Genomic DNA, 13124 nt, shown 5'->3' with positions numbered 1-13124 from the left:
CATGCAGGGGTATGACGGATCAACGCGAAAAGCCCATCTCGTCGCGGCGCGCGTTCCTGTCGGCCTCCGCGGCCGTCGCGGCGACCCCCGTCCTCGGCGTGCGCGCGGCCCAGGCCGCCGGGCACGGCCTGCACCGGCAGGCACCCGACCGGCAGCTGCGGGCGCTGCTGCGCGAGATCGACCCGAACCGGATCGGCGCAATCGTCACCCGGCTCGCCGCGTTCGGCACCCGGCACACGCTCTCCGCCCAGGACGACCCGGCGCGCGGCATCGGCGCGGCCCGGGACTGGATCTTCGAGCAGCTCAGCACGTACGCGGCGGCCTCGGGCGGCCGGCTGACCGTCGAGCTGCAGTCGTTCATCCAGCCGGTCTCCTCGCGCATCCCGGTGCCGACCCGGGTCACCAACGTGGTGGCCACGCTGCGCGGCGACACCGACCCCGACCGGGTGTACGTGGTCACCGCCCACTACGACTCGCGGGCCAGCGACGTGCTGGACGCGACCAGCGACGCGCCCGGCGCCGACGACGACGCGTCCGGGGTGGCGGCGATCATGGAGCTGGCCCGGGTGATGGCGACCCGGCACACCGAGGCCACCGTGGTGTTCGCCGCCGTCGCCGCCGAGGAGCAGGGCCTGTACGGCTCCGACCACCTGGCCCAGCAGTTCCGCGACGCGGGCGCCGACGTGCAGGCGATGTTCAGCAACGACATCGTCGGCACCGGCGACGCGCACGACGGCACCGCCGCGGACCCGCGCACGGTACGGCTGTTCGTCGAGGGTGTGCCCACCGCCGAGACGACCGCCGAGGCCAACGTCCGCAGGTCCGTCGGCGGCGAGAACGACGGCCCGTCCCGCCAGCTGGGCCGGTTCGTCCACGACGTGGCGGAGAACCCGCAGACCGGCATGAAGGTCCGCGTGGTCTGGCGCCGTGACCGCTACCTGCGTGGCAGCGACCACATCTCGTTCCTGCTGCGCGGCTACCCGGCGGCGCGCTTCACCGAGCCCCGGGAGAACTTCGCGCACGAGCACCAGAACGTCCGCGTCGAGAACGGCGTCCAGTACGGCGACCTGGTCGAGTTCTGCGACTTCGCCTACATCGCCCGGGTGGCCCGGGTGAACGCGGCGGCGCTGTGGTCGCTGGCCCAGGCGCCGGGCACCCCGACCGGCGTGGTGATCGACACCACCCGGCTGACCAACGAGACCACCCTGCGCTGGCAGCGCGGCACCAGCGCCGACCTGGCCGGCTACGAGGTGGTCTGGCGCGAGACGACCGCACCGGACTGGACGAACGTGCTGGCGGTGGGCGACGTGACCGCGGTGACGATCGACCTGTCGAAGGACAACGTCTTCTTCGGGGTCCGGGCCGTGGACCGCGACGGCCACCGCAGCCCGGTCGCGGCGCCCCGACCGGCGAGCTGAGTCACACCGCCGGGCAGCCGCACGGCGTAGTGTCGCCGGGGCAGCACCACGCCCCGGGACCAGGAGGAACCATGTCGTACGGCTATCTGGCCACCATGCGCACCCAGGCCGGGCACCGCGACGACGTGGTGCGGATCCTGCTCGACGGCGTCGACGGCCTGCGCGCGGTGGGCTGCCGGGTCTACCTGGTCGGCGTGTCGCCCGCCGAGCCGGACCTGATCTGGGTCAACGAGGTCTGGGAGAGCAAGGAACGGCACGACGCCTCGCTGCAAATGCCGGAGACCAAGGCCGCCATCGCCCGGGCGATGCCGATGCTGACCGGCGAGTTCACCGGGCAGGAGCTGACCATCGCGGGCGGCCTGGGGTGAGCGACTTCAACGAGGCCGCCCGGCACGCCGACGCGGTCCGGGAACAGCTCGACGGCACGACAGGAGAATGACGTTGACGATCTCCGGCAGCGCCCTGGTCACCGGCGCCTCCCGCGGGCTGGGCGCGCAGATCGCCCGGCGCCTCGCGGCCGACGGCTGGCCCGTCGCGGTGAACTACCGCTCCGACCGGCCGGGCGCGGAGAAGGTGGTGGCGGACATCCTGGCCGAGGGCGGCCGGGCAGCCGCGTTCGGCGCGGACGTCACCGCCGAGGCCGAGGTGCCGGCGCTGGTCGCCGCGGTCGCCGCCGAGCTGGGCCCGGTGCAGGTGGTGGTGGCCAACGCCACCGGCCCGCAACCGCTCGCCCCGGCCGCCGAGGTCACCTGGCAGGACCACCTCAACCAGCTGACGTTCTTCGTGAAGAGCCCCACGCTGCTGCTGACCGCGGTGCTGCCGGGCATGCGCGAGCTGGGCACGGGCCGCTTCATCCACATCGGCTCGGACTCGTTCGAGCGCGCCCTGCCCGGCGCCTCGGCCTACAACGCGGCCAAGGGCGCCCAGCTCGGGCTGGCCCGCACCTGGGCCCGCGAGCTGGGCCGCTACGGCATCACAGTGAACGTGGTGGCGCCGGGCTGGATCCCGGTGGAACGGCACGGGGTGGTGACCGAGGAGGACAGCGCGGGCTACGTCCGCGACGTGCCGCTGGGCCGGCTGGGCCGACCGGAGGACATCGCGGACGTGGTGGCGTTCGTGGCGAGTGACGCCTCCCGCTTCGTCACCGGCGAACGCGTGACGGTCAACGGCGGCCACACCATCGACTGAGCGCAGGCCCACCCCGCGTCGCCGCGGGGTGGGCCTCGGTGGCGCGCCTGATCAGCGGGTGCCGGCCGCGTACAGCGCCGCGACCTCGTCGTTGCTCAGGCTCCGGTTGTACGCGTGGACCTGGTCGATCGAGCCCGACCAGTAGTCGGTCCGGTTGCCCGCGTACTTCGCGCGGCCGACCGACAGCGGGCCGGTGCTCACCACGTCCGGGCCGGCCGGGACCGCGGCTACCCGCTGTCCGTCGACGTACAGCCGCACCTCGCCGCCGGCATGGTCACGCACGCCGACCAGGTGGTACCAGCGGTTCAGCTCGGGCGTGACCGCCAGCCGCGCCCGGTTGCCGCCGGGGGTGCTGAAGGCGAAGGCGCCCTGGCCGTACTGCAGGTAGAACGGGTTCTCCCGGGCGCGGCCGTCCTGGCTGACCACCGTGGCGTAGTTGCCGGGCAGCTTGTCGAGCGTCACCCACGCCGCGACCGTGTAGTCCTTGGTGGTGTCCAGGACCGGGGCTGCGGTGTCCGCGGAGTCACCGTCGCCGTCGAACCTCAGGGCCGAGTCCGCCCAGGCGGTGTCGCCCACCAGGGTCAGGTCGGCGCCGCTGCCGCTGCTGTCGTGGGCCACGGTGCCGGTGCCCTCGTCCAGGTTCCAGTCGCCCCGGCCGGGGAACGTCGCGTCGGTGGCGGCGTTCGCCCCGGCCGTGATGACCTTGGCGTTGACCGCCCGTACCGCCGCGGGGTTGACCTTGATCTCCCGCCGGTCGTAGGTCCAGAGGCCGTTGAGCTCGTTCTCCAGGTCGGTGATCTGGGTGTAGACCGAGCCGGACAGCTCCGCCCCGGCGGCCTCCACATAGAACCGTTCGGTGTTGTCGACGTACTTGGCGGTCAGCGCGGCCTTGTCGGCGACGCCGCTGTAGATGACCGCCGGCGGGCCGGGCCACATGTGCCCGGGGGTGCGCAGGGTGAAGCCGCCGTGCTCGCCGTCCATCGCGATGCGGGTGGCGTCCGGGTACGGCGGGTCGTTGTTGACGTAGTCGTGGTGGTCGATCACGTCACCCTTGCCGGAGTCACCCTTGGAGGCGCAGCAGTTCACCCCGCTGTGCGCGTTGAGGATGCGGGACGGGTCGAGCGCCTTGACCTCGTCGGCGATGCGACCGGTGGCGGCTCGGTCCCACTCGCCCCAGCCCTCGTTGAAGACGATCCAGCCGATGATCGACGGGAAGCTGTGCAGCTGCTGCATCATCTCGCGGCCCTGGGTGAGGAACGCCTCCTGACCGGCCGTGCTGTTGATGTCGGCCGAGACGAAGTCCTGCCAGACCAGCAGGCCGAGTTCGTCGGCGTGCCGGTAGAAGCGCGCCGGCTCCACCTTGATGTGCTTGCGGACCGCGTTGAAGCCGAGCTTCTTGGTCTCCACCAGGTCGAACCTGAGCGCCGCGTCGCTGGGCGGGGTGTACAGGCCGTCCGGCCAGAAACCCTGGTCCAGGGTGGCCAGTGAGAAGATCGGCTTGCCGTTGAGGACGAGCTTCGGGAAGCCGCCGACGTTCTTCACCTCGACCTGGCGCAGGCCGAAGTAGCTGCGGACGGTGTCCTTGCCGAGCTTGACGTCCAGGTCGTAGAGGTACGGGTCGTCCGGGCTCCACAGATGCGGACGGGCGACCGTGAGCGTCAACGGGGTGTTGGCCGCGCCGGTCACCGACCCGACCTTGCGGCCCTTCCGGTCGAGCGCGGTGGCGGTCACCTTGCCGTTTGCCGTGGTGGCCGAGGCGACCCGCACGGTCACCGAGCTGAGCGTCGGCGTCGTGACGACCTGGTCGATCGAGACCGGGGCGACCGGCTCCAGCCAGACGGTCTGCCAGATGCCGGAGGTCGGCTCGTAGACGATGCCGCCCGGGTTCAGCGACTGCTTGCCCTTCGGCTGGTTCGGGCCGGTCACGTCGGTGACCCCGACGATGATCTCCTGCGGCCCGCTGCCGCGCAGCGCGTCGGTGATGTCGGCGGTGAAGGCCGTGTAGCCGCCGGTGTGCTCGGTGACCAGCTTGCCGTTCACCCAGACCTTCGCCTGGTAGTCGACGGCGCCGAAGTTCAGCTTGATCCGCTGGTGCCGCCAGTCCCTCGGCACGCTGACCAGCCTGCGGTAGAACATGTGGTCCTCGCGCCGTTCGATGCCGGACAGCAGCGACTCGACCGGGAACGGCACGATGATCCGCTCACCGAGCGCCGCGCCGAAGACCGGCTGCTCCCCCGCCTCGGCGCCGGCGAACTCCCACGGCCCGTTCAGGTTGAGCCAGTCCTCGCGGACCAGTTGCGGCCGCGGGTACTCCGGCAGCGGGTGCCTGCGGTCCAGCCGGTCGCCCCACGGGGTGGTCAGCCGGTGCGTGGAGGAGTTGGCCGCGCTCCGGATGACCTGCGGGACCACCTCGCCGCCGACGACCAGGCCGCCGGTGCCGTCGTAGTTGACCCGGACCCGCTGGTCCTGCTGCACGGCCTCGGCGAGCGTGACCACGACCTTCGAGCGGTCGCGGCGGTCGATCCGCGCCGACCCGACCGGGAACGGGGTGGTGTCGACCTCGACGACGAGGTGCTCGGCGACCTGCGCGAGGGTGTCCACCGTGGCGTCGAAGTCCGCGACGAGCGTCCTGCCGTCCGGGCCGATGGTGAGGGCGACCGGGAAGACCTGGAAGCCGTCCGGCGGGGTGAACGCCGACTCCGGCACGATCTGCTTGTCCAGCCCGGCGCCGGCCCAGCGCAGGAACAGGTTCGCGCCGCCGACGTCCTGGAACAGCTCGATGCGCACGGTGTGCGCCTCGCCGGCGACCAGGTGCACGGGCGCGCTGGTCTGCTCGACGTCCCAGTCACCGACCCAGTGGTCGATCACCGGCCGCTCGTCGAGCAGGAAGCGGAACCCGTTGTCGCCGATCATGGAGAACGTGTAGTCGCCGGTGGCCGGCGCCGTGATCTTGCCGGTCCACCGGGCGGTCGTGTGCTCGGTGCGCCCGGTCAGCGACTCGAACGTGCCGACCAGGCCGGCCAGGTCGATGTTCGGGTCGAGCACGATGCCGCCGAGCTCGGCGAAGTCGCGGGCGCCGGGCGCCGACATCCGGAAGTACTCACCCTTGAGACCGTGCACGGCGGCCGCTGCTTCAGGGGCTCGGGCGGAGGCGGCACCGGCGGGTGCCACGAGGACGGAGAGGACCAGCAGGACGGCGACGAGGAAGGGTCGCAGGGGCGATCGTGGCATCGAGTGTTTCCTTTCGATCAACGACGCGTTGCGACCACATTCACGCATGGGCATGTCCAATGTCAACAGAAAGAAACAGGTCCGGACATTTCCGCTCCCCGGCCCGGTCAGCGTGGGCGGCGGCCCGACGCCAGTAAGGTCACTCGGCATGAAGCTGCGTGAGGACGAGGTCCGGGTTCCGGCGTCGGGCTACGAGATCCGGTCGATCGTGATCAGCCCGGCCGGCGCCGGACCCTGGCCGGGTGTGCTGCTCTACACCGACATCTTCCAGCTCACCGAGTCGACGTTGCGGACCGCGCGGCGCCTGGCCTCGGCCGGCTTTGTCGTCTGCGTACCGGAGATCTATCCGCGCACCGAGCTGGCCGGGGTGGTGCTGGAGTTCGACGACGCCGGCAAGCAGGCCGGCCTGGCCGGCGCGGCCGGCACCTCGACCGTGCAGTTCGACGAGGATCGCGTCGCGGTGCTGGATTTCCTGGCGCGGCGGCCCGACGTCACGACGCTGTTCGCGACCGGCTTCTGCATCGGCGGCCACCTCGCCTTCCGGGCCGCGCTCGATCCGCGGGTCGCGGCCACCGTGTGCTTCTACCCGACCGGGCTGCACAACGGCGCGCTGGGCGCCGACGAGGCCGACTCGCTGGCCCGGGCCGCCGACATCCGCGGGCGGCTGATGGTGGTCTTCGGGTCGCAGGACCCGCACGTGCCCGCCGACGCCCGGCTGCGGATCCTGTCCACCCTGTACACCGCCGGCCTGGACGACCTCGAACTGCACGTGTACGCCGGCGGTGAGCACGCGTTCATGCGGGACGTCGGCGCCCGGCACGACCCGGTGCTCACCGACCTGGCGCTCACCGCGGCAGTCTCCTTCCTCACCGCCAGGTGAGCAGGGCCGTCAGCCCGGCCTCCGGGCGCTGACGATCCAGGCGCGGGAGGTGAACCAGACCCCGTCGTCGCGCAGGCGCTCCGCGAGCGCCCGGCGCAACCGCTCCTCCACGCGCGCCGCGGCCGCGGGCTCCAACCTCTGCAAAACCTCGGCGGTACGCGTGAAGCCACGCACCCAGGCGAGGGCGGCGTTCACGTCCGCGCCGTAGTAGACCGGCTCCCGGACGTCGTCGAAGGCGACCCCGGAGAAGCCGGCCGCGTGCAGGATCTCGCGTACGGTCGACGGGTCGGCGAGCGTGAACGGATCCGGACCCGCGGCAGCACCGGCCACCGGCCCCTCGGCGTCGAGAGCCCGGCGGATGGCAACGGCCCACTCGTTGCGCTCGGCCGCCTGCCAGACCACCATCACCAGCCGCCCGGCGGGACGCAGCGCCCGCCCGACGGCGCCGAACGCGGCCACCGGATCGGCGAAGAACATCGTGCCGAACCGGCTGATCGCCAGATCGAAGCACTCGGGCGGAAACGGGTGCACCTGCACGTCGCCCTGCTCGAAGGTGACGTTGTGCAGCCCGTCCGCGCGGGCCAGCTCGCGGGCCCGGGTGATCGCGGGCGCCGAGACGTCGACCCCGAGCGCACTGCCGGCCGTGGCCGCCCGCGCGGCCTGCCGGGTCGTCTGCCCGGTGCCGCAGCCGATGTCGAGCACGTGGTCGTCCGGCCGCACCCCGGCCGCCCGGCGCAGCAGCTCGTTGTGCCGCCGGAGTTCGGCGTCGTAACCCGCGGCGAGTCCCGTCACGACGCGTACGCCTCCAGCCGGTCGGCCAGCTCTCGCGGGCGGCTCAGCGCGGGCGTGTGCCCGCCGTCGATCTCGTCGGGGGTGATGCCCAGCCGCTCCCGGGCGACCCGCCGGAGAAAGCCGACCGGGAACAGCCGGTCGTCGCGGGCGATCAGAACCCGCGTGGGCACCGCCGGCCAGGCCCGGAACGGCACCGGTTCCGCCATCCGGGCCTCGGACTGACCCCGTCCCCGGCGCACCGCCTCGGCGGCCAGCTCCGCCGGGACGTCCTGATAGAACAGGGCGATCGTGTCGTCGAAGCCGGCGCGCACCTCGTCACCGAGCCCGGTGCGCTCCCAGTAGTCGGCGGGCGCCTCACCCGGCGCGGGAATCATGGGCGCGACCAGCACGAGCAGGTCAACCGCCACCCGCTCACAGACGAGCGGAGCGACAAAACCGCCGGAGGACTGCGCGACGACGACCAGACCGGTCCGGTCACCGACGGCGGCGGCCACGGCGTCCGCATACTCGGGCAGGCCGGCCGTGTCATCCTCGCAGGGCAGGTCCGGCGCGACGGTGTCGTGCCCCCGGGCCCGCAGCTCGGCCTCCACCAGATGCCAGTACCAGCCGACATCACCGGCACCATGGACAAAAACGAACGTGGCCACCGGGCCCCCTCCCGCCGCGCGAATTCCGGTCGAGACGTTACGCCCGGGGTACGACAACCTCCGCGGGAACGGGGAACGGCCGGGACCCCCGTGGGAGGTCCCGACCGTCCGGGGTTGCTCAGGCGCCGCGGAGGGTCGCGCCCACCCGCGACGACGCCAGCGCCACCGCCGTGTCGCGGGCCGCCACCGCTTCCTCGACCGTCAGGGTGCGGTCCGGGGCGCGGAAGGTCAGCTTGTACGCCAGGCTCTTCAGGCCCGCGCCCACCTGCTCCGAGGCGTACACGTCGAAGAGCCGGACCGACTCCAGGAGCGGGCCCGCTCCCTCGGTCAACGCCGCCTCAACCTCGGCCGCCGGCACCGTCTCGGCCACCACCAGCGCCACGTCGATCAGCGCCGGCGGGAACGTGGAGATCAGCACCGCCTGGGTCACCGGGGCCGGCGGGATGGCGTCCAGGTTCAGCTCCATCGCGCAGGTGCGCTTCGGCAGTTCCAGCGCCGAGATCACGCCCGGGTGCAGTTCGCCCGCGTGGCCGAGGACCGTGCCGTCGACCGCGATCGCCGCGCACCGGCCCGGGTGCCACGGCGCGTGTTCGGCTGCCCGTACCGTGATCCGGTTCTTGGTGATGCCCGCCGCGGCGAGCGCGATGCGCGCCGCCTCGATGGCGTCCGACCAGGTCGCGGGGCGGCCCGCGCCCCACCAGCCGGCCGGAGCGGCCTCGCCGGTCAGCACCGCGGCCAGGTGCCACGGCTGCTCGGGCACGATGGCGTTCGCGGCCGTCCAATCCTCGTCGGACGGACCGTGGTCGACCCCGAGCACCGGCGGCGCGACCGCCGTCAGGTGCGGCAGGAAGACCGTGCCGGCCTCGAAGAGCGCCAGGTCCCGCTCGCCGCGGCCCACGTTGCGCTTGAGCGTGCCGGCCAGCGACGCCAGCAGCGAGGTGCGCAGCAGCGGCTCCTGCTCCGACAGCGGGTTGGTCAGCCGCACCGCGCTGCGCCGCGGGTCGTCCACGGGCAGGCCGAGCGCGTCCGCCGAGCCGGGCGCGACGAACGGGTACGACAGCACCTCGACGTAGCCGTTCTCCGCCAGCGCCCGCCCGATCATGCGGCGGCGCTGCTGCGCCGGGGCGAGCATCGCACCACCGTGGATCGGCGGCAGGATGCTCGGGATGGCGTCGTAGCCGCCGAGCCGGGCCACCTCCTCGACCAGGTCGACCGGCGCCACCAGGTCCGGGCGCCAGGACGGCGGGGTGACCTCGAGCGGCTCGACGCCGCGGACCGTGCAGCCGAGCTGGCTCAGCAGCGCGGTCACCTGCTCGGCGTCGTAGGCCAAGCCGATCCGCCGGGTGGCCAGCGTGGTGTCCAGCAGCACCGGGGCCGGGGCCACGACGTGGTCGAGGTCGAGGACGCGCTCGTCGACCTCGCCGCCGGCGTGCTCGGTCAGCAGCGCGACCGCCCGGTCCAGCGCGGCCAGCGTCAGCCGCGGGTCGACGCCGCGCTCCCAGCGCTTCGCCGCCTCGCTGAACAGCTTGTGCCGGCGGGCCGTGCGCCCGACCATCACCGGGTCCCAGTGGGCGGCCTCCAGCAGCACGTCCACCGTGTCCGGCTGCACCTCGCTGGTCTCGCCGCCCATGACCGCGGCCAGCGAGATCGGCCCGGAGTCGTCGCAGATCACCATGTCCTCGGCGTCGAGCACCCGCGCGACACCGTCCAGGGTGGTCAGCTTCTCCCCGGCCCGGGCGCGGCGCACGACCAGGCCGCCGCGCAGCAGGTTCAGGTCGAACACGTGCATCGGCTGGCCCATCTCGAGCATCACGTAGTTGGTGATGTCGACGGCCAGCGAGATGGTCCGCACCCCGGCGGTGAGCAGCCGGCGCTGCATCCACTCCGGCGACGGCGCGGCCGGGTTGATGCCCCGGACCACGCGCGCGGAGAAGCGGTCACAGCCGATCGTGTCGTCCAGGCGCACCGGGTACGGCGGCTCGCCGGTCGCACCCGGCGCCGGCACGGCACCCGGGTCGGTGTACGCCGCCTCGTACGCGTGCGACAGCTCCCGGGCCACGCCGCGCAGGCTCATCTGGTAACCGCGGTCCGGGGTGATCTCCAGGTCCAGCACCACGTCGTCGAGCCCGACGATCGGCCGCGCGTCCGTGCCGGGCACGGCGGAGTTCTCCGGCAGCACGATGATGCCCGAGTGGTCGCCGCTGAGGCCCAGCTCGGCGGCGGAGCAGATCATGCCGTTGGAGTTGTGCCCGTACGTCTTGCGGGCGCCGATCTTGAACCCACCCGGCAGCTCGCCGCCCGGCAGGATGACCACGACGAGGTCGCCGACGGAGAAGTTGCGGGCACCGCAGACGATCTCCTGCGGGGCCGGCCGGCCGACGTCGACCCGGGTGAAGCGGATCGGCTTCTTGAAACCGGTCAGCTCCTCGATCTCCAGCACCCGGCCGACGACCAGGTCGCCGGAGACCGTGGCGGCCTGGTCGACGATCGACTCGACCTCGATGCCCAGGTCGACCAGCTTGCGTTCGAGGTCGTCGGCGGCGAGCGCGGCCGGCAGCTCCACGTACTCGCGGAGCCAGGACAGGGACAGCTTCATGATCAGACCGCCATACCGAAGTTGCGGGTGAACCGGACGTCACCCTCCACCATGTCGTGCATGTCGCTGACCCCGTTGCGGAACATCAGCGTGCGCTCGACACCCATGCCGAAGGCGAACCCCGAGTACCGTTCGGGGTCGATGCCGCAGGCCGTCAGCACCCGCGGGTTGACCATGCCGCAGCCACCCCACTCGACCCAGCGCGGGCCGTCGCGGTGCTGGGCGAACCACACGTCGAACTCGGCGGACGGCTCGGTGAACGGGAAGTAGTGCGGCCGCCACCGGGTGCGCGCGTCCGGGCCGAACATCGCCCGGGCGAAGTGGTCGAGGGTGCCCTTGAGGTGGGCCATGGTGATGCCCTCGTCGACGACGAGCCCCTCGATCTGGTGGAACACCGGGCTGTGCGTGGCGTCCAGGTCGTCGGTGCGGTAGACCCGCCCCGGGCAGACCACCGCGATCGGCGGCTGCTGGGCCAGCATGGTCCGCACCTGGCCGGGCGACGTGTGGGTGCGCATGACCAGGCCGGGCAGGTCCACGTAGAACGTGTCCATCAGCCCGCGGGCCGGGTGGTCCGGGCCGATGTTGAGCGCGTCGAAGTTCGCCCACTCCAGCTCCAGCTCGGGACCGTCGACGACGGCGTAGCCCATGCCGACGAACAGGTCGCTCATGTGCTCCATCAGCGTGGTCAGCGGATGCCGGGCGCCGCGCGGGGCCCGGTCCCACGGCAGGGAGACGTCAACGCGCTCCTCCACCAGCACCCGGGCGGCCCGTTCGAGCTCCAGCTCGGCCAGCCGCGCGTCGAACGCACCCTGGACGGCCTGCCGGGCCACGTTGACCCGCTTGCCGGCCTCCGACTTGGCATGCGGCGGCAGCGAGCCGATCTCGCGCCGGGCCAGCGACACCGGCGAGCGGTCGCCGAGATGGGCGGACTTGAGCGTGCCGAGCGCGTCGAGATCGGTCGCGCCGGCGAAGGCCCGCTCGGCCTCGGCGACGGCGGCCTCGAGAGCCTCGGGGGCGAGCAGGACGGCCTGCTTCGGATCGTACGGATCGTTGCGGTAGGACATGGTCGGGCGAACTCCCTCACACCGGATGAGCCATCGGGCAGTGTACGGAGGCACGGCTGGGCCGCAGCCCGCCGGTCAGGGAAGTTCGCGCGTGAGTGTCAGCGCCCGCGACCAGCGGGCTGCATAAACACGATCACTCGGCGCATGACACGAGCATACCGCTTCGTTCTCGGGATCAAATCCGGATTGTCGTGCGTGGTTGCATGGCACTGACCGTCCCGCCGATTGCATAGCTTGTCGCCTTGCGGTCATCACCGCGTGCGGTGCGGCGGCTCAAACCTTGGCCCGCCGGAGGTCAGCCCTCCCGACTTCGCCGCTCCAAGACCGCAGCACAAGAAGCACCGACCAGGCAACGAGGAGCGATATGAGCGATTCGTCGCCCGCGGTTAGTGGACGTTGTTGACTTCTGGTCACTCGACTTCGTCATTCAGTGCCGTCGCGGCCACATCGGCAGCCTCCCTGCAGATCTTGGTGAGCTAACACGATCCAGCCGAACCACAACGCAACAAGGTCCATTAGTCACGCCCCTTTCCTCCTGATATGAACCCCTCAGCCTCCGCCTTCCAGGGGTCAAATCCCGCATACCGGATGAGCCCGGCAACGCGCTGGGCCACGGCAGGCCGTGATCCAGAAGTGGCGAAAGTCGAGCGATCGAGAGCAGCCCCACCGGGGAGGGCAGTGAGGGCGGTATGGGCTATTTGCCGCCTGGGCGAGCCGGTCGCTCGTCGATCAGCGCGGCCACGAAGACGGACAGTCGATCAGCGCGATCACCAAGCGGTGACAGTTGATCGGCGCGATCATCAAGGCAGTAACAGTCGATCAGCGCGATCACCAAGGCGGTAACAGTTGATCGGCGCGATCACCAAGCGGTGACAGACGACGATGGCAGGCGTCCACAACGGGCAGGCGCTGCAATAACCGGCAATTTGGGCGTTAGCCACCCGCCAGCCGGGATGTTGCTGGCCTCCGGCCGGCGCCGGCATTCTTCACAGTCGCGGTGACCGAGGGAGGATGCAGCAGCAGCGCCAGGGCGTTGGTGATTCGGCAGCCCGGGTCGAAGCCACCCCGAGCCCGAGCCAACGCCGCCGCCGCCGCTGCCGAGCCAACGCTGCCGCCGCCGCTGCCGAGCCAACGCTGCCGCCGAGCCAACGCTGCCGCCAAGCGCAAACCGAAGCAACCGCCGAGCCCCACGCCGCCGCCAAGCGCAAACCAAAGCAACCGCCGAGCCCCACGCCGCCGCCAAGCGCAAACCAAAGCAACCGCCGAGCCCCACGCCGCCGCCAAGCGCAAACCAAAGCAACCGCCGAG

At 72.0% G+C, this 13124-nt stretch carries 10 protein-coding genes; 4 read left to right on the top strand and 6 right to left on the bottom strand.

Annotated features, from left to right (window positions below):
* The first annotated feature begins 11 nt into the window (after positions 1-11).
* From ACIBQZ_RS37095 to ACIBQZ_RS37085, 3 genes are all read left to right on the top strand, one after another.
* On the top strand, positions 12-1418 hold the full coding sequence (locus tag ACIBQZ_RS37095; protein WP_396093572.1) for a M20/M25/M40 family metallo-hydrolase: 1407 nt from the start codon (positions 12-14) through the stop codon (positions 1416-1418).
* Between the two features lie 71 nt (positions 1419-1489).
* Positions 1490-1786, top strand: coding sequence for a putative quinol monooxygenase (locus ACIBQZ_RS37090; protein ID WP_396093571.1), 297 nt, complete (start codon positions 1490-1492; stop codon positions 1784-1786).
* 67 nt (positions 1787-1853) lie between these two features.
* The gene (locus tag ACIBQZ_RS37085) at positions 1854-2606 is read left to right on the top strand and encodes an SDR family oxidoreductase (RefSeq protein ID WP_396093570.1); all 753 of its coding nucleotides are present in this window, start codon (positions 1854-1856) and stop codon (positions 2604-2606) included.
* Between the two features lie 51 nt (positions 2607-2657).
* Here ACIBQZ_RS37085 and ACIBQZ_RS37080 read toward each other — a convergent pair whose 3' ends face one another.
* Positions 2658-5837 carry a LamG-like jellyroll fold domain-containing protein gene (locus ACIBQZ_RS37080; protein ID WP_396093568.1) on the bottom strand — a complete coding sequence of 1060 codons (3180 nt, stop codon included), beginning with the start codon at positions 5835-5837 and terminating at the stop codon, positions 2658-2660.
* A 148-nt stretch (positions 5838-5985) separates the two neighbouring features.
* Between ACIBQZ_RS37080 and ACIBQZ_RS37075 the strand changes: the two genes are divergently transcribed.
* Positions 5986-6717, top strand: coding sequence for a dienelactone hydrolase family protein (locus tag ACIBQZ_RS37075; protein ID WP_396093567.1), 732 nt, complete (start codon positions 5986-5988; stop codon positions 6715-6717).
* Positions 6718-6726: 9 nt separating this feature from the next.
* On the opposite strand, the gene ACIBQZ_RS37070 is transcribed toward ACIBQZ_RS37075, so the two are convergent.
* The 5 genes from ACIBQZ_RS37070 to ACIBQZ_RS37050 all read right to left on the bottom strand — a co-directional run bounded on the left by ACIBQZ_RS37070 (position 6727) and on the right by ACIBQZ_RS37050 (position 12651).
* Positions 6727-7509, bottom strand: coding sequence for a class I SAM-dependent methyltransferase (locus ACIBQZ_RS37070; RefSeq protein ID WP_396093566.1), 783 nt, complete (start codon positions 7507-7509; stop codon positions 6727-6729).
* On the bottom strand, positions 7506-8156 hold the full coding sequence (locus ACIBQZ_RS37065; RefSeq protein ID WP_396093565.1) for an alpha/beta hydrolase: 651 nt from the start codon (positions 8154-8156) through the stop codon (positions 7506-7508). The genes ACIBQZ_RS37070 and ACIBQZ_RS37065 overlap by 4 nt, the downstream gene beginning before the upstream one ends.
* 118 nt (positions 8157-8274) lie before the next feature.
* Positions 8275-10752, bottom strand: coding sequence for a phenylalanine--tRNA ligase subunit beta (pheT, locus tag ACIBQZ_RS37060; RefSeq protein WP_396093563.1), 2478 nt, complete (start codon positions 10750-10752; stop codon positions 8275-8277).
* A 2-nt stretch (positions 10753-10754) separates the two neighbouring features.
* Positions 10755-11816: a phenylalanine--tRNA ligase subunit alpha gene (gene pheS, locus ACIBQZ_RS37055; RefSeq protein ID WP_396093562.1), complete on the bottom strand. Its 1062-nt coding sequence runs from the start codon at positions 11814-11816 to the stop codon at positions 10755-10757.
* Positions 11817-12510: 694 nt separating this feature from the next.
* Positions 12511-12651: a hypothetical protein gene (locus ACIBQZ_RS37050; protein WP_396093561.1), complete on the bottom strand. Its 141-nt coding sequence runs from the start codon at positions 12649-12651 to the stop codon at positions 12511-12513.
* Between the last annotated feature and the right edge of the window lie 473 nt (positions 12652-13124).

It is taken from the genome of Actinoplanes sp. NPDC049599 (assembly GCF_044465625.1).
GTDB lineage: Bacteria > Actinomycetota > Actinomycetes > Mycobacteriales > Micromonosporaceae > Actinoplanes.
Note: the sequence above shows the minus strand (reverse complement) of the source record. Positions and strands in the feature narration are given on the sequence as shown.

Excerpts from the sequence above, each read along its gene's own strand:
- ACIBQZ_RS37095 (WP_396093572.1), top strand. The coding sequence starts at position 12 with ATGACGGATCAACGCGAAAAGCCCATCTCGTCGCGGCGCGCGTTCCTG.
- ACIBQZ_RS37090 (WP_396093571.1), top strand. The coding sequence starts at position 1,490 with ATGTCGTACGGCTATCTGGCCACCATGCGCACCCAGGCCGGGCACCGC.
- ACIBQZ_RS37085 (WP_396093570.1), top strand. The coding sequence starts at position 1,854 with ATGACGTTGACGATCTCCGGCAGCGCCCTGGTCACCGGCGCCTCCCGC.
- ACIBQZ_RS37080 (WP_396093568.1), bottom strand. The coding sequence starts at position 5,837 with ATGCCACGATCGCCCCTGCGACCCTTCCTCGTCGCCGTCCTGCTGGTC.
- ACIBQZ_RS37075 (WP_396093567.1), top strand. The coding sequence starts at position 5,986 with ATGAAGCTGCGTGAGGACGAGGTCCGGGTTCCGGCGTCGGGCTACGAG.
- pheT (WP_396093563.1), bottom strand. The coding sequence starts at position 10,752 with ATGAAGCTGTCCCTGTCCTGGCTCCGCGAGTACGTGGAGCTGCCGGCC.
- pheS (WP_396093562.1), bottom strand. The coding sequence starts at position 11,816 with ATGTCCTACCGCAACGATCCGTACGATCCGAAGCAGGCCGTCCTGCTC.